Annotated in this window: 21 protein-coding genes; 8 read left to right on the top strand and 13 right to left on the bottom strand. The window is 64.7% G+C overall.

The genetic code is table 11. The features are described 5' to 3' along the window. Positions 1-36 precede the first annotated feature (36 nt). The 5 genes from NDO48_RS07610 to dapF all read right to left on the bottom strand — a co-directional run bounded on the left by NDO48_RS07610 (position 37) and on the right by dapF (position 5,020). On the bottom strand, positions 37-204 hold the full coding sequence (locus NDO48_RS07610; RefSeq protein ID WP_018430351.1) for a hypothetical protein: 168 nt from the start codon (positions 202-204) through the stop codon (positions 37-39). 166 nt (positions 205-370) lie between these two features. Continuing rightward, on the bottom strand, positions 371-1,024 hold the full coding sequence (locus NDO48_RS07605) for a septation protein A (protein ID WP_018430352.1): 654 nt from the start codon (positions 1,022-1,024) through the stop codon (positions 371-373). Positions 1,025-1,060: 36 nt separating this feature from the next. Further along, a complete protein-coding gene (gene ftsY, locus NDO48_RS07600; RefSeq protein ID WP_018430353.1) occupies positions 1,061-2,839 on the bottom strand; it encodes a signal recognition particle-docking protein FtsY in 1,779 nt (592 codons plus the stop codon). Positions 2,840-2,852: 13 nt separating this feature from the next. Next, positions 2,853-4,136 (bottom strand): tRNA (N(6)-L-threonylcarbamoyladenosine(37)-C(2))-methylthiotransferase MtaB, encoded by a 1,284-nt coding sequence (mtaB, locus tag NDO48_RS07595; protein WP_018430354.1) that lies wholly within the window; start codon positions 4,134-4,136, stop codon positions 2,853-2,855. Further along, entirely contained in the window at positions 4,136-5,020 is an 885-nt protein-coding gene (gene dapF, locus NDO48_RS07590; RefSeq protein WP_018430355.1) for a diaminopimelate epimerase, read from the bottom strand. The genes mtaB and dapF overlap by 1 nt, the downstream gene beginning before the upstream one ends. 221 nt (positions 5,021-5,241) lie before the next feature. Here dapF and NDO48_RS07585 point away from each other — a divergent pair, with 221 nt between their 5' ends. Both NDO48_RS07585 and zapE read left to right on the top strand, forming a co-directional pair. Beyond that, positions 5,242-5,778 (top strand): AprI/Inh family metalloprotease inhibitor, encoded by a 537-nt coding sequence (locus tag NDO48_RS07585; protein WP_018430356.1) that lies wholly within the window; start codon positions 5,242-5,244, stop codon positions 5,776-5,778. Positions 5,779-5,807: 29 nt separating this feature from the next. Then, positions 5,808-7,004 carry a cell division protein ZapE gene (gene zapE / locus NDO48_RS07580; RefSeq protein WP_018430357.1) on the top strand — a complete coding sequence of 399 codons (1,197 nt, stop codon included), beginning with the start codon at positions 5,808-5,810 and terminating at the stop codon, positions 7,002-7,004. A gap of 109 nt (positions 7,005-7,113) precedes the next feature. Here zapE and NDO48_RS07575 read toward each other — a convergent pair whose 3' ends face one another. Continuing rightward, a complete protein-coding gene (locus NDO48_RS07575) occupies positions 7,114-7,812 on the bottom strand; it encodes a ceramidase domain-containing protein (protein WP_018430358.1) in 699 nt (232 codons plus the stop codon). A gap of 201 nt (positions 7,813-8,013) precedes the next feature. On the opposite strand from NDO48_RS07575, the gene NDO48_RS07570 reads away from it, so the two are divergent. The 5 genes from NDO48_RS07570 (at position 8,014) to NDO48_RS07550 (ending at position 11,600) form a co-directional block, all read left to right on the top strand. Then, positions 8,014-8,784 carry a DUF1223 domain-containing protein gene (locus NDO48_RS07570; protein ID WP_018430359.1) on the top strand — a complete coding sequence of 257 codons (771 nt, stop codon included), beginning with the start codon at positions 8,014-8,016 and terminating at the stop codon, positions 8,782-8,784. Positions 8,785-9,163: 379 nt separating this feature from the next. Next, a complete protein-coding gene (locus NDO48_RS07565; protein WP_026227671.1) occupies positions 9,164-9,550 on the top strand; it encodes a DUF2794 domain-containing protein in 387 nt (128 codons plus the stop codon). A gap of 157 nt (positions 9,551-9,707) precedes the next feature. Then, entirely contained in the window at positions 9,708-10,199 is a 492-nt protein-coding gene (locus NDO48_RS07560; RefSeq protein WP_018430361.1) for a GNAT family N-acetyltransferase, read from the top strand. Between the two features lie 12 nt (positions 10,200-10,211). Then, positions 10,212-11,246, top strand: a complete 1,035-nt coding sequence (locus tag NDO48_RS07555) for a histone deacetylase family protein (protein ID WP_018430362.1) — start codon at positions 10,212-10,214, stop codon at positions 11,244-11,246. 102 nt (positions 11,247-11,348) lie between these two features. Further along, positions 11,349-11,600: a GlsB/YeaQ/YmgE family stress response membrane protein gene (locus NDO48_RS07550; protein ID WP_018430363.1), complete on the top strand. Its 252-nt coding sequence runs from the start codon at positions 11,349-11,351 to the stop codon at positions 11,598-11,600. A gap of 50 nt (positions 11,601-11,650) precedes the next feature. On the opposite strand, the gene NDO48_RS07545 is transcribed toward NDO48_RS07550, so the two are convergent. Continuing rightward, complete coding sequence (locus NDO48_RS07545; protein WP_018430364.1) at positions 11,651-12,205, bottom strand: DUF308 domain-containing protein; 555 nt, start codon at positions 12,203-12,205, stop codon at positions 11,651-11,653. A gap of 257 nt (positions 12,206-12,462) precedes the next feature. Here NDO48_RS07545 and NDO48_RS07540 point away from each other — a divergent pair, with 257 nt between their 5' ends. Then, positions 12,463-14,571, top strand: a complete 2,109-nt coding sequence (locus NDO48_RS07540) for a putative bifunctional diguanylate cyclase/phosphodiesterase (protein WP_267321244.1) — start codon at positions 12,463-12,465, stop codon at positions 14,569-14,571. A gap of 10 nt (positions 14,572-14,581) precedes the next feature. Here the strand turns inward: NDO48_RS07540 and NDO48_RS07535 are convergent, their stop codons facing one another. From NDO48_RS07535 to NDO48_RS07510, 6 genes are all read right to left on the bottom strand, one after another. Next, positions 14,582-15,448 carry an SDR family NAD(P)-dependent oxidoreductase gene (locus NDO48_RS07535; protein WP_081623573.1) on the bottom strand — a complete coding sequence of 289 codons (867 nt, stop codon included), beginning with the start codon at positions 15,446-15,448 and terminating at the stop codon, positions 14,582-14,584. A 110-nt stretch (positions 15,449-15,558) separates the two neighbouring features. Next, positions 15,559-16,002 carry a nuclear transport factor 2 family protein gene (locus tag NDO48_RS07530; RefSeq protein WP_018430368.1) on the bottom strand — a complete coding sequence of 148 codons (444 nt, stop codon included), beginning with the start codon at positions 16,000-16,002 and terminating at the stop codon, positions 15,559-15,561. A 27-nt stretch (positions 16,003-16,029) separates the two neighbouring features. Continuing rightward, the gene (locus tag NDO48_RS07525) at positions 16,030-16,935 is read right to left on the bottom strand and encodes an NAD-dependent epimerase/dehydratase family protein (protein ID WP_018430369.1); all 906 of its coding nucleotides are present in this window, start codon (positions 16,933-16,935) and stop codon (positions 16,030-16,032) included. Between the two features lie 75 nt (positions 16,936-17,010). Beyond that, positions 17,011-18,657, bottom strand: coding sequence for a copper resistance CopC/CopD family protein (locus NDO48_RS07520; protein ID WP_018430370.1), 1,647 nt, complete (start codon positions 18,655-18,657; stop codon positions 17,011-17,013). A 4-nt stretch (positions 18,658-18,661) separates the two neighbouring features. Further along, the gene (locus NDO48_RS07515) at positions 18,662-19,192 is read right to left on the bottom strand and encodes a copper chaperone PCu(A)C (RefSeq protein ID WP_026227673.1); all 531 of its coding nucleotides are present in this window, start codon (positions 19,190-19,192) and stop codon (positions 18,662-18,664) included. A 148-nt stretch (positions 19,193-19,340) separates the two neighbouring features. Next, positions 19,341-19,661: a hypothetical protein gene (locus tag NDO48_RS07510; protein ID WP_040457115.1), complete on the bottom strand. Its 321-nt coding sequence runs from the start codon at positions 19,659-19,661 to the stop codon at positions 19,341-19,343. Positions 19,662-19,763: the final 102 nt, after the last annotated feature.

Here is a 19,763-nt window from a genome sequence, read left to right as displayed (position 1 = left end):
CCGGTCAGACGCCGGCCGGACATTCTTGCCTCGGCCTTAGCCGTAGACGTGCTTGTAGGCCTGATACAGCATCTCACTGCGGTCGGCGCGCATGTCGGCCAGATCGCGGCCCGAGAAGCTGTCGATCTCGGCAACGAGACGCTTGTACTGCTTGCGCTTGGCGGCGCTCTGGCGCGCGCGGGTCAGAAGGTTGTCGAACAACATCTTGCGTTCCTTTCGTCTGCCGCCCAATGCGGCTTGAACCGACCTCCCTGATCGATCCGAACATGACATAGGAACTGCTGCGCCGCAAAATAAGATGCTGCAATGCAGCAATGCACTGGGCGCATGCCACCTTAATGAGGTGTTAAACGATCGCTTGGCTCGCGCGCTATTTGCGCGCCGGTTCCTCGATCGAGTGGCGCATGATAAGCGGCATCTGGCTGAAGGTGAACAGCACCGTGATCGGCATGATGCCCCAAACCTTGAACGCCACCCAGGTGTCGGTCGAGAATGACCGCCACACCACCTCGTTGACCACGGCGAGGAAGAGGAAAAACAGCCCCCAGCGGAAAGTCAGCTTGCGCCAGCCCTCGGCATCCAGCTTGAAGGCAGAATCGAAGACGTAGCCGAGCAGCGACTTGCCGAAGAACAGGCCGCCGAGCAGGATCGTGCCGAACAGCGTGTTCACGATGGTTGGCTTCATCTTGATGAAAATGTCGTCCTGCAGATAGAGCGTAAGCGCCCCGAACACGAATACCACCACGCCCGAGATCATCGGCATGATCGGCAGCGAGCGGGTCAGCATCCATGAAGCCGCAAGCGCGATCGCGGTCGCTGCCATGAACAGGCCGGTGGCGATGAAAATCGGACCGCCCAGCTCGGCAAGCGTCGGAAAATGCGACGCCAGCCACTCGCCGCGCGCATTGGCGAAGAAGAACACCACCAGCGGCCCGAGCTCGAGCACCAGCTTGAGCATCGGGCTGACCTCCTGCTTCTTGCGTTGCGGGTCGGCGGGGTCGCGTTCGAGAATAGGGGCGTTCATTGGCTTCCTTGCTACCGCGTCGCTGGGCTTGCCCGATCAGGCAACGCCGGCGATCGCCTTGGCGAAATCGCTTGCCGAGAAAGGTTCGAGATCGTCGACCTGTTCGCCGACGCCGATGAAATAGACCGGCAGCTTATGTTTGGCGGCGATTGCGACCAAAATACCGCCGCGCGCCGTGCCGTCGAGCTTGGTCATCACCAGGCCGTTCACACCTGCGACATTGCGGAAGATCTCGACCTGGTTGAGCGCGTTCTGGCCGGTGGTGGCGTCGACCGTCTGCAGCACCGTATGTGGCGCATCGGGATCGAGCTTGCCCAGCACGCGAACGATCTTCTCGAGCTCGGCCATCAGCTCAGCCTTGTTCTGCAGGCGCCCGGCCGTGTCGATGATCAGCACGTCCGATCCGGCCTCCTTGGCCTTTTCGAAGGCGTCATAGGCAAGGCCGGCGGCGTCCGCGCCGAGCTTGGTGGCGATGACGGGCGACTTGGTGCGCTCGCCCCAGATCTTCAGCTGTTCGATGGCAGCGGCACGGAAGGTGTCGCCGGCGGCGAGCATGACCGACAGCCCGCCGTCGGTGAGTTTGGCGGCGAGCTTGCCGATGGTGGTGGTCTTGCCGGTGCCGTTGACGCCGACGACCAGGATGACATGCGGCTTGTGCGACAGGTCGAGCTCCAGCGGCAGCGCCACCGGCTTCAGCACCTTCTCGACCTCGACTGCCATGATCGAGCGGACCTCGTGGTCCGAAACATCCTTGCCATAGCGGCTCGACGCCAGCGCATCGGTGACGCGAAGGGCCGTCTCGACGCCGAGATCGGCGCGGATCAGCACGTCCTCCAGGTCCTGCAGCGTGTCTTCATCGAGCTTTCGCTTGGTGAAGATGCCGGCGATGTTGCCCGACAATTCCTTGGACGAGCGCGACAGCCCCTGGCGCAGGCGCTGGAACCAGCTTTGGCGCGGCGCAGGCGCGGCGACCGCTTCGGCGATTTCGGCCTTCTGCTCGACTTTCTTCTGGACGGTGACCTTGCCGGCGGCAGGCTTTAGCTCCGACACAGGCGCTGCCAGCTCCGGCTCCGCAGGCGCAGGCTTTGCAACAGTTTCGCGCAACGCGGCAATCGGCTGCTCATCCTCGACCGCTGTCCGAGCAGGCTCAGGCGCTACAACGACCGGCTCGGGCGCCTCGACAGGGCGTGCCGCAACAGTTTCCGCGGGTTTCGACACTTCGTCGGCGACCGGAGTGGCGGTCGGCTCCCCCTTGCGTGGGAGATGGCCCGAAGGACCAGAGGGGGACGCCTCGGCGGTGCTCGGCGCGGCCGCTTCAACGACCGGCCCCGGCTCGGGAGCACGCATCGTTGGCTCGGGCGCCTGGGGCTCTGGTTGCGCCGGAACTTCCTCGGGCAGGTCAGGTTCGGACGGCTCAACCGGCGGAACCGGAACTTCGACCGGCGCGGGCTCCGGCTCGACCGGTATCGGCGCAGGCACGGGCTGTTCGGACGGCTTCTCGGGCTCGATGGCGGGCACGTCCGGCTCAGGCTGCGGCTCGTCAGGCAGAACGGGCTGCGGCGCAGGCTCGACCGGCGTCGGCAGCTCCGCCGGTTCAGGCGCGACGACTGGAACCAGCTCCGGCTTCGGTTCCTCGACCGGAGCGGCCTGCGTCTCGGCCATTGGCGTTTCCGCAGCGGCAAGCGCGTCCTCCGCCGGCTTCAGCGCATCGAGCGCCTCAAAATTCAGCGGCGGCAGGATCTCGTCCTCGGCCGGCTGCTGCACAGCGTCCTTCTTGCCGAAGGAGAAAACTTTCTTGATGAACCCGAATGCCATGCGGTCGCTTTCGTCAGGCCGCGCGCGCGGCGGCCGGTGCCGCGGTCAGCCGCTCGCCGTCATGCCCGGCGATGTCGACTTCCAGAATTTCGCCTGCCGTGCCCCGGTCGAGCCCAACGAGGGTGAAGCCTTCCGTGCGCCCGAGCCCTTCGCGCTCGACCAGCACCTTCTGGCGCGAACCCTTGAGGCTTTCGAGATGACGCGTATATGCAACGTCGCCGGCGGCGCGCAGGCGTGCGGCGCGCTGCTTGACGATGTCGCGGCGGACCTGCGGCATGCGCGCGGCGGGCGTGCCCTCGCGCGGACTGAACGGGAAGACGTGGAGATGGGTCAGCCCGCACTCCTCGACGATACGGATCGAATTCTCGAACATCTCGTCGGTTTCGGTCGGGAAGCCGGCGATGATGTCGGCGCCAAAGACGATGTCGGGGCGCAGTCTGCGAACATCGGCGCAGAACTGGATCGACTGATCGCGCAGATGGCGGCGCTTCATGCGCTTGAGGATCATGTCGTCGCCCGACTGCAGCGACAGGTGCAGATGCGGCATCAGGCGCATCTCAGTTGCGACGGCCTCAAGCAGGTCCTCGTCGGCCTCGATCGAATCGATGGACGAGAGGCGCAGGCGCTGCACATCGGGCACCTGGCGCAGGATCGTCTTGACCAGCTTGCCGAGACGCGGAGCGCCCGGCAGGTCGGCGCCGTAGCTGGTCATGTCGACGCCCGACAGCACAACCTCGGCATAACCATTGCCGGCAAGGCGCTTGATCTGCTCGACCACCGCCCCCATCGGCACCGAACGCGAATTGCCGCGCCCATAGGGGATGATGCAGAAGGTGCAGCGGTGGTCGCAGCCGTTCTGGACCTGCACGAAGGCACGCGCCCGGCCCTCGATGGCATCGACCATGTGGCCCGCCGTCTCGCGCACGGAGAAAATGTCGTTGACCCGCGCCTTCTCGAAGTCGTTGACGCCGAAATCAGGCAGCGCCCGGTAGTTGTGCGCCTTGAGCTTCTCTTCGTTGCCGAGCACGAGATCCACCTCGGCCATGTCGGCAAAGGCCGCCGGATCGGTCTGCGCCGCGCAGCCGGTGACAATGATGCGTGCGTCCGGATTTTCGCGCCGCGCCTTGCGGATCGACTGCTTGGCCTGGCGCACAGCCTCGCTCGTCACCGCGCAGGTGTTGAAGATCACAGCGCCGCCCTTGAGCTCTTCAAGCCCCGCGGCCTTGGCCTCGCGCTTCATCACCTCTGACTCATAGGTGTTGAGGCGGCAGCCGAAGGTAACGACGTCGACCGCCATCAGGCGACGTCCTGCTGGTCGCGGCGCCAGGCGCCGGTGGCCGGGTCGAAGCTGCCGGAGAACTCCCACTCGGCCGGGCCGGTCATGACCACATGGTCGTCGGCGCGCCAGTCGATCCTGAGCGTACCGCCGCTCGGCACGGTCACCGTCACAGTGCGGCCGGTGCGTCCGGTGCGCGCGGCCGACACAGCAGCAGCGCAGGTGGCCGAGCCGCAGGCCAGCGTCAGGCCGGCGCCACGTTCCCATGTGCGCAGGTTCAGCGTCTCGCGCGAGGTCACCTGGGCGATCGAGATGTTGGCGCGCTCAGGGAAAATCGGGTGATTTTCGAGCAGGGGGCCGAACCGGTCGAGGTCATAGGACCAGACGTCCTTGTCGACCCAGAAGATGGCGTGCGGATTGCCCATCGAAGCGACCGAGGGCGAATGCAGCACGGGCTCGTCGATCGGCCCGATCTGCAGCTCGATGGCGCGCGTGTCGCGGAATTCCTCGGCCAGCGGAATGTCCTGCCAGCCGAAGCGCGGAATGCCCATGTCGACCGAGATCGAACCGTCCTCATGCTCCTCGGCGTTGAGAATGCCGGCGACCGTCTCGAAGGTGAACACCTTCTGCCCGGTCTCGGCAGCCAGCGCCTGCACGACGCAGCGCGTGCCGTTGCCGCAGGCCTGGGCGTGGGTGCCGTCGGAATTGATGATCTCGATGTAGTTTACGGTACCCGGCGTGCGCGGATCGTGGATCGCCATGATCTGGTCGAACTTGGTCGCCGGATCGGCCGCCAGCGCAATCGCCGCAGCAGGCGTAACACGGTCCGCACGACCACGCATGTCGGCGACGATGATGTCGTTGCCGAGCCCGTTCATCTTGGCGAAAGGGGCCTCATTGGCCATGGCGCAGAATTCTCTTGGCTGTTCGGCGCCTATATGGCGGAAACATCGTCGAATTACCAGTCTTGCCGGCCGAACACATCGCTGCGACAATTTTGCAACAAGTTCCGACGCAAACCCTATTTTAACCATATCCGGTTGAAATTCTGCCAACTTCGCCGCTTTAGAGGCGAGCTATCGATTGCGCGGGGGCGCCCCCAGAACTGCCCCACGGAGGGACTGCAATGGCTTTTTCGAAAACCGGCCTGCTGGCCGCATCGCTGGTGGCGTTGATGACGGCCGCCGGCTGCACCAGTACGCGCCTTTCGTCGATGGATTCCCAGCCGGCCCCGCTGCCGGCTGCACCGGCAGGCACCGTGACCAGCGGCCAGTTGCCGCCGCCGGTTGCCCCCGGCGCCTCGCAGTTCCCGGCAGCTCCCCAGCAGCAGACGCAGGTCGCAGCCCTTCCGGCTGACGGCGGTGCCGCTGCCGCCAACGCGCCCGACCTCACCGCATCCAGCGTCGCTGGCGTGTGGAGCGCTTCGGTTTCGGGCCAGAGCTGCAAGGTGGCGACACCGCAGACCAAGTTCGGCCAGGGCTTCCGCGCTGGCCCGTTGCGCTGCCCGGCCCCCATCGACGGTGTGAAGTCGTGGAACGTCGCCGGCAAGCAGCTGACGCTCTACGATGAAGGCGGCTCGCCGCTGGCCAAGCTCTATTCGTCGGGCGCCGGTCGCTTCGACGGGCAGACCTCGAACGGCCTGCCGATTTCGCTGAACCGCTGACGCGGCCTTCGTAGCAGTCAGAGTGAACCATGCACCTGCGTGACGGCCTGCAGACCCATGTGACCGTCAGGCAGCGCTACGATCACCTCGTCGAACTGGGCAGTGTCCGCCGCGACCCTGCCCAACTCGCGATTGTCGCCGCCCTCGACCGGCTGATCGACGAAATTTCCGACAAAAGGCTGGCGCGCAAGTCGAGCGCGCTCGGCTGGCTCTTTGCCAAGCGCAAGCCCCAGCATGTCCCGGTGAAGGGGCTCTATGTCTATGGCGGCGTCGGCCGCGGCAAGACCATGCTGATGGACATGTTTTTCGAGCTCGTGCCGGTCAAGCACAAACGCCGCGTCCATTTCAACGACTTCATGGCCGACGTGCACGACCGCATCCAGAAACAGCGGGCGGCGCGGAAGAACGGCACCTCTCGCGACGACGACCCGATCCCCCCTGTCGCGGCCGAACTCGCCGAAGACGCCTGGGTTCTGTGCTTCGACGAATTCTCGGTCACAGACATTGCCGATGCGATGATCCTGTCGCGCCTGTTTGCGGCGCTGTTTGCCCGCGGCGTGGTCCTGGTCGCGACCTCCAACGTCGCCCCTGTCGATCTCTACCGCGATGGCCTCAACCGCCAGCTCTTCCTGCCCTTCATCGGCCTGATCGAGCAGAACGCCAATGTGCTGAACCTAGACGCCGACACCGACTACCGGCTCGAAAAACTCGACCGCGTGCCTGTTTATCTCAGCCCCCTCGGCGAGACGGCCGACCGCGACATGGACAAGGCCTGGACCAAGGTCACCCATGGCGCGCCCGCCGAGCCTGCAACAGTCACCGTCAAGGGCCGCAAGGTAGCGGTCCCCGCAGCTGTCGACGGCTGCGCCCGCTTTGCCTTCTCCGATCTGTGCGAAAAGCCGCTGGCGGCGCGCGACTACCTGGCGATAACAGCGCACTACAAGACGATCTTCGTCGACCACGTGCCGGTGATGGCAGAAGCCAACCGCAACGAGGCCAAACGCTTCATCCTTCTGGTCGACACGCTCTACGACCAGCACATCAGGCTGGTGGTCAGCGCCGCTGCGACACCCGACAAGCTCTATGTCGGCAAGCGTGGCCATGAGGCCTTCGAGTTCGACCGCACCTCGTCGCGGCTGATCGAAATGCAGGGCGCCGAGTGGCTCGACGCATGGGCCGAGCGTCACGCGGTCGCGCCGCAGGCAGCGGCTGCGTCAAGCGCCTGAGTCGGCCTGGAGTAATTCCAGGAAAAGTGCGTAGCGGTTTTCCGCCCGGAATTGCGTCAAAACAAAAAAGATAGAGTGTTTTCGCGATTCGAAGAAAAGCGGAAACGCTCTAGGCCCGCATCACCTGCATCGCCGGCGCTTGGCTCATACGTGGCTTCGCGTAGCGCGTGGTCGCGGCCATCAGCACGCCGAGCATCAGCCCGTTCAGCACATGCCACATGAAGTGTGTGCCAACAGGCAACACGTCGCACACCAGCGGGTCCATGACCCGGAAGGTGACCGCCCCCAGGAAGATGATGGCTGCAACGATGTTGTACCAGCCGGCCGGGCTGCCGCGGGCGATCACCACGCCACCGAAGAACACCAGTGCCAGGAATGGAGGCAAATAGCCTGTCGTGCCGTTGGAGGCCTGACGCAGCCAGTCGGGCACCATGGCGGTCGCCGTGCCGACGACCAGATAGAAGGCGAAAAAAATGGCGAGCGCCGCCGGCCATTTCATGCCGGCGAAGCGGCGCAGGTTGAACAGGGTGTAAGCGAGCGTAAAACCGGCAATGGGCAGGATGTCGGCCCATTTGGTACCTTCGGTGGCGAAGGTGTGGAACAGCGTCGAGCCGACGCCGACGGCCACCACCCACCAGCCGAGCACCTCTGCAAACAGGCCGGCCTTGAGCCGGCGCGCCTCACGGACGCCCCAGAACCCGGCGGCGAAGAAGGCAAGGTTGCTCAGCGCGTTCAATGGCTCGGCCCACAGGCCCGGCCCCAGGCGCTCGCAATAGAGGTCGATATGTTGGCCGAGCTGTTCCAGCATCGCAAGTTCCCCCCACCCCAACTTTACGCCCGCGTCGAGCGTTTCGATAACAAATTTCGTTCCGCAGACATGACGTTACGGAATATTCGAAAAGCAAAAAGTTTCACCTCAACGTGACTTCCCGTTGAATGGCGCATCTGCCACATATTCCGCCAACGACAAGAAAAAGCCGGTGCCGCCGGCCGAGGATTTGGATTGGTCATGGAGTCTCGCAGATATTTTCGGCTGGCAGCGCTGGCGCTGGCCGTGGCCGGATTTGCCGGCATGGCCAAGGCCGACCCCAACGATCGCCCCCGCGGCGTGATCGAACTCTTCACCAGCCAGGGGTGCAATTCCTGCCCGCCGGCCGACGAATTGTTCGCCGAATTCGCCGCCAAGAATGACATGGTGGCGCTCGCCTATCACGTAACCTATTGGGACTATCTCGGCTGGCAGGACCAGTTGGGCAGCAAGGACAACACCGACCGGCAATATGGCTACATGCGCGCCTTCGGGTCGCGCTCGGTCTACACGCCGCAAGCCGTCATCAACGGCCGCACCCATGTCAGCGGCGCCAAGCGCGAGGACGTGACCGCGGCCCTCGACAATCTGAACCAGACCGGCCAGGGCATGAGCGTCGACCTCAAGGTCACGCAGAACAGCGACACCTTCACCATCGATGTCGGCGAGGCTGCCGGAGCGGGCGGGCCCGCACATGTGATCGTGGTGCATTTCCAACCGCCGATGGCCGTCGACCTGCAGCGCGGCGAGAACAAGGGCCGCCGCGTCACCTACTGGAACGCCGTGACCGACTTCCACACCGCCGGCATGTGGCACGGCAAAGCCCAGCGCTTCGAGCTGCCCAAGAGCGAGGTGGAAAAGAAGGGCGGCTGTGCCGTACTGCTTCAGGCCGTCGGCAAGGACGGGCTGCCAGGGCCCATTCTCGGCGCGGCGATCGTGCGCCGTCCCACCGTCTTACAGCAGCGGATGTAAAAAGGCCGACACCAGCTGGACTGGCATCGGCCGTGAATCTTGGGATCGTCGCACCTGGTCTATCCAAAAGGAGAACCGAGGTTGGTTCGATCCGACTCGGGCCCGTGGGCGGGGGGCTTGGGGTTTACGAGCCAGTGCCGGACCGAACCGTCTCAGGCAACGGGTGTAAATTCGTCGGACATTGGGGCGTCAGCGCGGATAAAAAACGGCAGGAATGTGGCACATCATCACCAATTCCAACAGTTTGTCTCGCAATCGTTACCGTCGCGGTAACCTTGTCGAAAGGCCTTTCCGGCCCGCGATTCTTAGCCGGGGGTTGCAATTTTGGCCCGAAAGCGCGACCTTCTCCTTAGGTCAGAATCTGCAAAAGGAACGATTGATGACCGATCGCGGTGCCGGAGCGGAGGATGCAGAGACATCCGGAGTATTGATCCCGCTTCATGAGGCCCGCCGGGAGCGGCTCGACCTTCCGGTGGCTTTCGAAAGACGGGAACTGGATCAGATTCTCAGGCTTTACGGCCGCATGGTCGCCGCCAACGAGTGGCGTGACTACGCAATCGACCACATGAGCGACCGCGCCGTCTTCTCCGTTTTTCGCCGAACCAGCGAAACGCCACTCTACCAGATCGTCAAGGATCCCAAGCTGGCGCGCAAGCAGGGTGCTTTCAGCGTGATTGCCGCCGGTGGCCTGATCCTCAAGCGCGGTCACGAGCTGGCTCGTGTTCTCGGCGTATTCGACAAGCGTCTCAAGCTGGTCGAAGCCTGAACAAACCTGCCTTTTGGGGCGCATCGGGCCATGGCGGCCCGATCCCTGCGGCCAGACCAGCAATTTCCATCGCCCTGTCAGGCGCCGATGCTATCAATGGCGCTCGACATCTTCGCAGTGCGGGCCATGGGCTCTGCTGCTGGCGACTGGAGCACGCTTGACCAACATTCTCATCCGACCAGCCACCGTCGACGATGCACCCCTGCTGATGGCGGGCATAGAGGGCATTGCCGAACATCTCGGCGAAACCGGACAGATGTCCTGCACCGAAGACGACCTCAGGCGTTTCGGCTTCGGCGACACCAGGGCCTTCGAGGCCGTTATCGCTGAAGCCGACGGCGCCTTTGCCGGCATGTGCCTGTTCTTCCCGATCTTCTCGACCTGGTACGGCCGCCCGGGCGTCTTCGTCCAGGATCTGTTCGTCGACATGGGCTTCCGCAGCTTGGGCATCGGCGAAAGCCTGCTGCGCCATGTCGCCCGGCTGTCGCGCGAGCGCGGCGGCGTCTACATGCGACTGGCGGTGGATGAAGACAATGTCCGCGCCCATGGCTTCTATCTCGGCCTCGGCCTTGTCCATTCGCACGACCAGCGATCTTACATCGCCCAGGGGCCGGCTTTCGTCGCCCTGGGCGAGCCAGCAAAGGACTGATCGGGAGCGAGTATGAAGACCTTCTACGCCGAGGAACAGAAGCGCCACGACCCCAGGAATTTCCTGTCGGCGGGCGCGCTGAAGCCCAATCCGGAAAAGCCCGAGCGCGTCGAACGCCTGCTGTCGGGCGCACGCGCCGCGGGCTCGGCAGTGGCAAGGCCCGGCAATTACGGCCTGGGACCCATCGCCGCTGTCCACACTCCCGAATACATCCACTTCCTGGCCCACATATACGAGCGCTGGCAGCACCTGGACGGAGCCTCTCCGGAGGTGATCCCCAACATCCACCCCTTCGCCCGCAACGGCACCTACCCCGCCTCCCCGGTCGGCCAGGCCGGCTTTCACATGGCCGACACCGCCTGCCCGATCTCGGCCAAGACATTCGACAGCGCCTGCTGGAGTGCTTGGAGCGCCGCGGCCGCGGCAGAAGCGGTTCTGTCGGGCGAACCGGCCGCTTATGCGCTGTGCCGTCCTCCGGGCCATCACGCGTATACCGACGTCGCCGGCGGATTCTGCTTCTTCAACAATTCGGCCATCGCCGCGCAGAGGCTCCGCGCCACAGCGGCACGCGTCGCCATCCTCGACGTCGACTTGCACCACGGCAACGGCACGCAAGGCATCTTCTATGCCCGGCCCGACGTCATGACCGTCTCGGTACATGTCGATCCGATCAGCTTCTATCCGTTCTTCTGGGGCCATGCCGACGAGCGCGGTCAAGGTCCCGGCCTCGGCTACAACTTTAACCTGCCGCTTGCGCGGAAGTCGGGAGACGCCGAGTTCATCGACGCCCTTGGCCATGGCCTCGCCCGCATCGAGGCCTTCGCGCCCGAAGCGCTGGTGGTGGCTCTGGGCCTGGATGCCTTCGAAGGCGACCCGTTCGGCGGGCTCGAGGTATCGACACCAGGATTTGCGCGGATTGCCGAAGCCATTGCCCGTCTTGGCCTGCCCACCGTCATCGTTCAGGAGGGCGGCTACCTCTGCGACGCGCTGGGAGACAATTTGACCGCCTTCCTGACCGGTTTCGGCGGCGCGCATCGGCTGCGCTGAACACTTTCAGCCCCAAATGGAAGTTGTGACCGAAATGGAACCAACCGCGCGAGGCCAGCATTTCTTTAGTGGCGAATGAACGCCGCTACTGGAGTTACTTACATGCATAACGCACAAGTCGGCTGGATAGCAGCTATCATCATTGGCGGCCTGGCTGGCTGGCTCGCCGAGATGTTCATGAAGAGCAACACCGGCCTCCTCATGAACATTATTCTTGGCATCGTGGGTGCTGTTGTCGCCAACGCCCTGCTCGGCCTCGTGGGCATCGCGCTCACAGGCTGGATCGGATACCTGGCCGCCGGCTTCGTCGGCGCATGCATCCTCATCGCAGTCGGACGCGCCATCAGGCGCTAGCCCCGATCGCCCGGTCCGGCTGCTCGTCCTCCCGCAATACCCTGGCAGGCTCAAACAGAGCCTGCCCGCGTGCGCCAGGCGCGGTAGAACAGCAGAAGCGCATAGGCGAGCATCAGCACCATGGCGATGCGCATCAGCGTTGCAGCGCTCGTCAGCGGCACGAACATCAGCGCCAGCCCGAACACGGCATAGACGGCGCCACCGACCAGCGTCGGCCACAGCCGCGTCTGACGTTCCCCATCGAGAAAGCTCGAAGCCATCTCGAACAGCCCGACAAGCAGCGCCAGAAGACCGACCATGCCGATCAGGAACGACAGCGTGAACACGCTGACGAGCAGGCCGCTGGCGAGCACGATCACGCCGGCGAGGATCGACAGGAGATTGCGGATGAGCGCCACCCAATGGCCGGTCGTCCGGGCGGCCGAACGGTCGATGGTCACCAGTCCGAGCACGCCGTCGACCAGAAGCAGGCCGCCGCCGACCAGCACCAGCAATTGCACCGCCTGCGTCGGATAGAAGAACGCGACCAATGCCGCGGCTGCGATCAAGACCCCACGCAACGCCGTCAGCGTCGCTTCGAAACGCTTGCTCTTAGTCTCGGCCATGCCCAGCTCCCTTGACCATGCGACACGCATTTGTCGATGAAAAGCGCAGGCAGCGCAACCGCTGCGATCAGGTCGAAGACGCATCGGCAGCCGGTGGCGGCAAGCTCCGCCGGATGGTGCAGCCTGGTGAAACCGACAGGCCAGCTTTGCGATAACTTGCCGGAAGCAGTTCTACATTAGGGATTTCTTTCACTTTTACAGCAGACACTCGCCTCAAGGCTGGCCGGCAAGCATTGTCCGGCGGTGGGGGCGTGGCAATGTTTAAGGTCATTTCCTGTCTTGCTTACGATCACGACTATTCGTTCGTGGTCATAGCAGCGATCGTCTGTGTCGCGGGGGCGGCCATGACCATGCGGCTCTTCGAGCGCGCAGTCAGGATCTCGGCACAGTCTCGTCCCGGCTGGATCGTACTCTCGGGCATTGCCTGCGGCGCGGCCATCTGGACCACTCATTTCGTCGCCATGCTCGGCTACAGGCTGCCGTTCGACCATGCCTTCAATCCGGCCCTGACCATCGCGTCCCTGCTGATCGCCATCTTCTTCACCGCCGCCGGATTGCATCTGGCCGCGACCCGGCCGCGCGGGCTGGCGGCCGAAGTCGGCGGCGCCGTCATTGGCGCCGGCATCGTCGCCATGCATTTCACCGGCATGCGGGGCTTCGAGATCGCCGGCAGGATCGAATGGGACATGGCGCTGGTCGAGGCGTCGATTCTCTTCGCCTTGGCCTTCGGGGCCCTGGCCATGCATCTGGCCTCCCGCCGCAGCGTGCGCCACTACAAGCCGCTCTCCGTGCTGGCACTGGTGCTGGCCATCTGCGCCATGCACTTCACCGCCATGGGTGCGGCAACCGTCGTGCCCGATCCGTCCATTCCGGTTCCGACGAAGGTCTTCTCCAGCGAATTCCTCGCCGTGCTGGTACTCGCCACCATGGCAGTCATCACCGGCTTGACGCTCTACGTCATGGACGCACGGTCGCAGCGCGAACTGGTCGACAGCTTCCGCCACGCCGCCCAGCATGATCCGCTGACCGGTCTGCCCAACCGCGCCTTCCTCTCCGACAAGCTGCCGGCCATGCTCAAGCGCAGCGAGGCGCGCGGTAACAAGGCCGCCGTAATCGTCGTCGATCTCGACCGCTTCAAGGAAATCAACGACGTCCACGGCCACAACGCCGGCGACCTGCTGCTCCAGACGGTCTCCAGCCGGCTGAAAAGCCTGACCGGCGCAGGTGAGCTGGTTGCCCGCGTCGGTGGCGACGAGTTCGTCGCCGTCAAGCAGGACATCACCTCGACCGAGGAGATCGACAGCTTCGTGCGCAAGCTGATCGACAGCGTGCTCGATCCGATCCAGAACAAGGCCAAGACGCTGTCGGTCGGCGCCAGCGTCGGCGTCAGCGTCTATCCTGACCACGCCGCCGACAGCGACGATCTCATCGGCGCTGCCGACCTTGCCATGTACCGCGCCAAGCGCTCGATAACCGACAAGGTCTGCTATTACGACCGCTCGATGGACGAAGGCCGGCGCGAGCGCAGCGCGCTTGCCATCGAGCTCCGCCACGCGCTGGAGCGCGACGAATTCGAGCTCTATTACCAGCCCCAGCATGACGTGATGTCGGGCGAGATCAGCGCCTATGAGGCGCTGCTGCGCTGGCATCACCGCGAGCGCGGCATCGTCGAGCCGGAAGTGTTCATTCCAATCGCCGAGGAGAACGGGTTGATCATCCCGATAGGCGAATGGGTGCTCAAGACCGCCTGCGCCGAGGTGTCCCGCTGGCGCAAGCCCTACAAGATCTGCGTCAACATCGCCTCGGCCCAGCTGACGCAATCCGACCTGCCGCGGCTCGTCCACGAGACACTTCTGTCCACCGGCCTCGCCCCGTCGCGGCTGGAGCTCGAGATCACCGAAGCCAGCATCATCGACGACCGCGACCGTGCGCTGCATGTCGTGCGTCAGCTGAAGTCGCTTGGCGTCTCGATCGCCATGGATGACTACGGCGTCGGCTATTCGTCACTGTCGACGCTGCAAATATTCCCCTTCGACAGGGTCAAGATCGACCGCTCCTTCGTCGAGGACGTGGCCAACGACACGGCGTCGGCCGCCATCGTCCGCGCCACCATCCTGCTCGCCAACGACCTCAACATCCCAGTGCTGGCCGAGGGCGTGGAAAAGCAGGAGAATTTCGAGTTCCTGCGCAACGAAGGCTGCGCCGAGGTCCAGGGCTTCCTCTTCGGCCGGCCGCAGCCGCTGTCGGAGATAGCAAACCTCGTCGGCCGCAGCGAAATCCGCCCCGCAGAGGCTTCACGGCCGGTGCAGGGTCCGCGCAGCGTGGAGCCTGCCGGCCTGAAGCTCGGACGCCAGGGCGTGGCCTGAGGCCAATCAGCTATCTGGCGTGCGGTCGTGGCGTGTAGCCGTCGCTCTCGATGATGGGCAGATGGGTCCAGCCTGCCTCATCAGGCAGGCGCGACCAGGCACCCGCCGCGAGCACACCACCGTCGACATGGATGGTCGTGCCCGACACCCAGCCTGAAAGCGTATCCGACGCCAGGAACAGGGCCGCACCGGCAGAATCCGCCCCTTCGCCGAAGCGGCCGATGGGGAACCAGCGCTTGAGATAGTCGCGGTTCTCAGCCGGCACGCGCGGCGTCGCCACGATCTGCGCCGAATTGGTGGTCTCGGGCGCAATGGCGTTGACACGGATGCCATGCTGGCCGAGCTCGACGGCAAGGCTCTGGGTAAAGCCTGTTATCGCTGCCTTGAAGGCCGAATAGACGACAGTCAGCGGAATGCCGCGGAAGGCTTCGATGGTCGAGACATTGATGATGCTGCCGCCGGCACCGCCGGCCCGCATCAGCGGAATCGCCGCCTTGCTCATGTGGAACATATGCAGGAGGTTGATGCCGTAGAGCGCGTTCCACTCGTCTTCGGTCGACTGCTCGAACGGCTTCTTGAAGCCGAGATAGTCGCCGACATTGTTGACCAGCACGTCGAGCTTGCCGAAACGGATCTTCACCGCCTCGATCACATCAGCCACGTCAGCGGCCTTGCGCACGTCGGCCTCGACGACGAGATGGGCGTCGCCCAAGGCGACGCGCGCGGTTTCCACCCGCGCCGGATCGACCTCGGCAACCACGACCTTCATCCCGGCGCGCGCGTAAAGCTCGGCCGTGGCGAGGCCGATGCCGGCGCCGCCACCTGAAATCAGCGCCACCTTGCCGGTTAGCCCGAGAATGGAGAGTTCCTCCGACATGCTGTCCTCCGCAGTCTGTATTTTTTCCCCGGCGCGATCCGGATTCAGGTCCGTGAGCACCGGAAACGCAGAAGGCCGCCATTTGCAGGCCGGCCTCACCTGAATCCGCGCTAGTTCGGCGTTTCCTGCGCCTCGCAGGTATGGGTGCCCAGGACCACCAGTTCGCGGCGCGCCAGGCGCCAGCCATTGGAGGTACGGGCGAAACGGTCCAGGTAGCGGATGGTCATCTCGTAGCAGAGATAGCGGCCGGCCGGATCGCGGAAGTAGTGGCGGGCGATGCAGTAGGTTTCGCCCTCCGCGCCGCCCTCGACCGGGCTCAGCATCTGGTTGAGCACGGCATGGAAGGTCTTGAGATACCGCTGCTTGAGCATCCCGGGGATGCCGCGGATCTGCTCCAGCCCCTCGAACGTACCGCGCGGCGACACGATCACGCCTCCAGGCACGAACTGCGCGGCGAGCAGGTCGCCGTCGCCGCTGTCCACTGCAAAGGCGTAACGTTCGGACACGCTCCGAAGCGCGACCGACATCAGCAATGCCGCCTGGTCGTCTGCCATGTTTTCCTCTCCTTACACTGCGCCGACCTACTGGCCGGACACCTGGGTGAAGACCTCACGCAGCGCCCGCTGCACGTCGTTGCGGCGATAGCCGAGCAGCTTGGTCTCCTCGGGATCCGGCTCGTAGGCGAGGATATTGCCACGGCCTGGCACGATGAACATATCAGGCAGCAGCGGATGTTCTTCGTTGCGCTCCTCGACACGGTGCGGATTGCCCACCGCGTCGAACAGCGACTGGAAATACTGCTGGAAGGTCAGGTTCTCGTCGCCGACCAGATAGGCCTTGCCGCTCTCGGCGCGCTGGAACGCGCCCCAGATGGCTTCGGCCAGCGACTGCACCGACATGTAGTTGGTGCCGCCAGGCGGCGCAAAGATCGGCATCTGCGTCTCGCCGCGCGCATAGGCCATCAGTGTCTCGTAGCGCTTGGTCGGCAAGCCCTTCACGTAGCCCACGATCGACGGCGGGTTGAGCGTCGAGACGTTGAACTCGTCGGTCGCAAGCGACCGCACGCCCTCGTCGGCCAGGCTGCGGCCGCGCACATAGGCATTGGTTTGAACGAGGTCGGGCATGACCTGGTGGTAATAGCTGCCGATATGGACGACGCGGCGCACGCCGGCCTTGCGCGCCAGCTCGACGAAGGTCGGCACGCCCTCGATCTGCATCTTGGTCCAGAATTCGTTCTCGTCGACGCCCTTGGGCAGGTGGCGGATGTCGTTGCCGGCGGCAAACAGGATACCGTCGAAGGGCGCGAGGTCGGCGGCCGAGAAGTCACCCTTGGTGTAGTCGCCATAGATCGTCGGATAGGCGGCCATCGGCGTCGATTCGGGCGCCGGCTTACGCGCCGCCAGAACTACCTCGTTGCCCTGGGCCTTGAGATAGTTGGCGGTGTGGCCGCCGATCATGCCCGTTCCGCCAATGATAAGGATTTTCATGCGCGCACTCCCGGGCATTTGCAAAAGATGCCCGGACGATAGGCGGCGCTACAGGTGCGACATCGTCCGTATCGACTACCAGCCGGTACCAGGCCGAATGGCAACCTCCCCCTCCAGCGTCACCGCTTGCCCTTCCGCAATGTCGACATCGATGGCAACAGCCCAGGTGCCCGCTGCCGGCAGGTCGAGCCTGTCGATCCGCCAGGTGCCGTCGCCGGGTTTGTAGCCCTTCGCCTTGATCTCGGCGGAGCCGGGCTGGCTCAGCCGCAACTCCACGTTCCGCGCATCGAGCGGACCGAAGTCACCGGTCATGATGACGATGGAAGCGCTCGTGCTGCCTGCATGGCCGGGGCTGATGGCGAGATCGGCCATGGCTTCCGCAGTATGAATGTGGATCGCGGCCGGTTCGGCCGCCTCGATGGCCAGCACGCGTGGCGGCGGCGTAAAGCGGAAGCCGGCGACAACGCCGAGGATCGCCACCATCAGCAGCGTCTCCAGGACGATGCTGCGCACCAGCCAGCGCTGCGCTGCGGCCTGTTCGGCCAGTACGGGTTTGGTCAGGCGCCAGCGATTGATGCCGGCGAGCGCAAGCAAGGCTGCGGCCAGCGCGAGCTTTGCCAACAGAAGCAGCCCGTAGCTGGTGCGCCAGAGCGCGGCGGGCGCTTCGACCTGGATGACCGACAGCACGAGGCCGGCTGCCAGCAGCGCCACCACGACATAGGGAACTGATACAGAGAACCGCCGCAAGGCGGCCTTTGCGCTTTCACCACCTTCGCGCCAGGCGAAGGCCAGCGGCAACAGCGCCCCGGCCCAGAAGGCGATGCTGGTACCATGGACAAACACCATCGGCCGGGTCAGCCATTGTGGTGCGGCAGCACTGGCATGGCCACTGGCGGCCAGGGCGACGCCAACGCCGACAAGGCCGGCAAGCGATATCAAGCGCGCCAGCTTGGCCTCCACCGCAAGCGCCAGCAGCGCCAGGGCCAACGCCATGAAGGCAATGGCCACCGTGAAGCTGTAGCTGGTCGCCCCAGCCGTTTCCCAAGCCAGGGCGCTGCCGAACATCGACAGCGGCGCGCCCAGCGCGTCGAGCCCCTGCAGGCCGAAGGAGACAGGAGCCGCAGCGAGGCCGAGCACCAGAAACGCACCAATGGGCCCGACACCGAAATGTTTGCCCGGCGCGAGCCAGGCGAGCGCGAAAGCGCCGCCGACGCCAAAGAACAGGCCGAGATAAAGCACCAGCCTGGCGCACCAGATAGCGAGGCGGAGCGAATTGTCGTTCAGCTCCAGCGCCAGAGGCGGCGTGACACTCGGGCTGCCGAGCGAAAAGGACAAAACACCGGCAACAGGGTGTCCATCGGCGGACACGACGCGCCAGGACAGGAGATAGGTGCCTTCAGCCTTCGACGCCGGCCAGGCAATCGCCAGGTCTGCGCCGGCAAGCCTTGCCGTCAGCCGTGTCGAGCTGCCATCGGGAGACTGCAGGTTGACGACGAGCGGCGTCACTGTCTCGCTGAACCCGAGCACGATCTCGGCAGGTGCCGTCTGCACCACCGCACCTTCGACCGGCGTCGAACGCAACAGCGAAGCGTGGGCGCTCGCTGTCCCAGTCGCACCGAAAAGGGTGGCGGCCGCTACGAAAAGGCCGAAAATCAGGCCAAGCAGGCGCGCGCCGTCGCCGGCAAAGCCGCCCCCGGTCAGGGAAGGAAAGCGCGCGCCCATAATGTCAGTGACCCGAATGATCCTGGCTCTGGCCGCCCAGCTTGTCGGCCTGGAACTCGACCGTAACGGTGCCGGCCTTCTCGAAGGTCAGCGTGCCCGAGAACTTGTCGCCTTCTTTGACCGGCGCCTTCAGGCCGATGAACATGATGTGATAGGCGCCCGGCTTGAGCGCGACTTCGCCGCCGGCGGGAATTTCGACACCTTCGGTGATCTGGCGCATCTTCATCACGCCCTTGGCGTCGACGGCCATCTCGTGGATCTCAGCCTTCTCGGAAATGTCCGACTGGATCGACACCAGCCGGTCCGGCTGGCTGCCGCTGTTCTTGACCGTCAAATAACCGGCCGCGACCTTGGCGCCGGCAGGGGTAGCGCGCGACCACGGATGGCCGATCTCGAGATCGCCAAGCTTGAAGCCATGGGCGAGCAGCTGGTGGGTCGAGGCGAACAGCATCAGCAGCGCAAAGACGGCGATGCCGAAGCGCTCTTCGAAGCTGCGGAAAAGCGGGCGCGAAGAGGCGCGAGCGGAACGGGTCATGGAAGACTCCTGTGTCGTGATGTTGCGCCGATGCATGCGGCGCAGGATAGGCTGAATTGGGGGTTGTCGTCCGGCCGCTGCCAGAGCAATTCCACGAAAAAAGCGATGCGTCGTGAATTGCGCCAGAAGCTCTATCCGGCAGTCCATGTCAGGCCACAGGCGGGGCGCGCGGATTGCCGGGGTCATGCTCCGGCGCAATCGATGGATCGAGCCTGGGCGACTGGAAAACGATCCTGGCTTCGAGCGGGCGCTCGACCCGGAACCCCGCACCATCCGGCGGCGAGCCGGTGGCCATCGAGAACATATTGCAGCCGAGCGTACAGCATTCGGGCAGGCTCGGATGCTCGCTCTTGGCGGGTGCTGTGTGGCCGCTGGCGGAGGTGATGCAGAGCGGATTGCCGAAGATGTCGAGCGGCGGCGTGCCCTGGCCAAGCGCGAGTGCTGCCGCCGCCGTCTGCAGGACAAGCATCAGCGCCGCGGCGAGCGCGACCCCGAACCTTGTTCCTCTGCGGCGAAATCCGACCAAGCGTCGCGACCCTATTCTTCGGAGGCCACTGATAGCATCGATGGC

Source organism: Aminobacter sp. MET-1 (assembly GCF_026521175.1).
Taxonomy (GTDB): Bacteria; Pseudomonadota; Alphaproteobacteria; order Rhizobiales; family Rhizobiaceae; genus Aminobacter.
This window is presented reverse-complemented; position numbering and strand designations above follow the sequence as displayed.

Coding starts and splice junctions, on each gene's coding strand:
- zapE (WP_018430357.1), top strand. CDS start 5,808: ATGCACCTGCGTGACGGCCTGCAGACCCATGTGACCGTCAGGCAGCGC.
- NDO48_RS07515 (WP_026227673.1), bottom strand. CDS start 19,192: ATGACCCGTTCCGCTCGCGCCTCTTCGCGCCCGCTTTTCCGCAGCTTC.
- NDO48_RS07525 (WP_018430369.1), bottom strand. CDS start 16,935: ATGAAAATCCTTATCATTGGCGGAACGGGCATGATCGGCGGCCACACC.
- mtaB (WP_018430354.1), bottom strand. CDS start 4,136: ATGGCGGTCGACGTCGTTACCTTCGGCTGCCGCCTCAACACCTATGAG.
- NDO48_RS07545 (WP_018430364.1), bottom strand. CDS start 12,205: ATGGCCGAGACTAAGAGCAAGCGTTTCGAAGCGACGCTGACGGCGTTG.
- NDO48_RS07585 (WP_018430356.1), top strand. CDS start 5,242: ATGGCTTTTTCGAAAACCGGCCTGCTGGCCGCATCGCTGGTGGCGTTG.
- NDO48_RS07550 (WP_018430363.1), top strand. CDS start 11,349: ATGCATAACGCACAAGTCGGCTGGATAGCAGCTATCATCATTGGCGGC.
- NDO48_RS07565 (WP_026227671.1), top strand. CDS start 9,164: ATGACCGATCGCGGTGCCGGAGCGGAGGATGCAGAGACATCCGGAGTA.
- NDO48_RS07530 (WP_018430368.1), bottom strand. CDS start 16,002: ATGGCAGACGACCAGGCGGCATTGCTGATGTCGGTCGCGCTTCGGAGC.
- NDO48_RS07540 (WP_267321244.1), top strand. CDS start 12,463: ATGTTTAAGGTCATTTCCTGTCTTGCTTACGATCACGACTATTCGTTC.
- NDO48_RS07510 (WP_040457115.1), bottom strand. CDS start 19,661: ATGCTTGTCCTGCAGACGGCGGCGGCAGCACTCGCGCTTGGCCAGGGC.
- NDO48_RS07535 (WP_081623573.1), bottom strand. CDS start 15,448: ATGTCGGAGGAACTCTCCATTCTCGGGCTAACCGGCAAGGTGGCGCTG.
- dapF (WP_018430355.1), bottom strand. CDS start 5,020: ATGGCCAATGAGGCCCCTTTCGCCAAGATGAACGGGCTCGGCAACGAC.
- NDO48_RS07570 (WP_018430359.1), top strand. CDS start 8,014: ATGGAGTCTCGCAGATATTTTCGGCTGGCAGCGCTGGCGCTGGCCGTG.
- NDO48_RS07520 (WP_018430370.1), bottom strand. CDS start 18,657: ATGGGCGCGCGCTTTCCTTCCCTGACCGGGGGCGGCTTTGCCGGCGAC.
- NDO48_RS07555 (WP_018430362.1), top strand. CDS start 10,212: ATGAAGACCTTCTACGCCGAGGAACAGAAGCGCCACGACCCCAGGAAT.
- NDO48_RS07575 (WP_018430358.1), bottom strand. CDS start 7,812: ATGCTGGAACAGCTCGGCCAACATATCGACCTCTATTGCGAGCGCCTG.
- NDO48_RS07605 (WP_018430352.1), bottom strand. CDS start 1,024: ATGAACGCCCCTATTCTCGAACGCGACCCCGCCGACCCGCAACGCAAG.
- NDO48_RS07610 (WP_018430351.1), bottom strand. CDS start 204: ATGTTGTTCGACAACCTTCTGACCCGCGCGCGCCAGAGCGCCGCCAAG.
- ftsY (WP_018430353.1), bottom strand. CDS start 2,839: ATGGCATTCGGGTTCATCAAGAAAGTTTTCTCCTTCGGCAAGAAGGAC.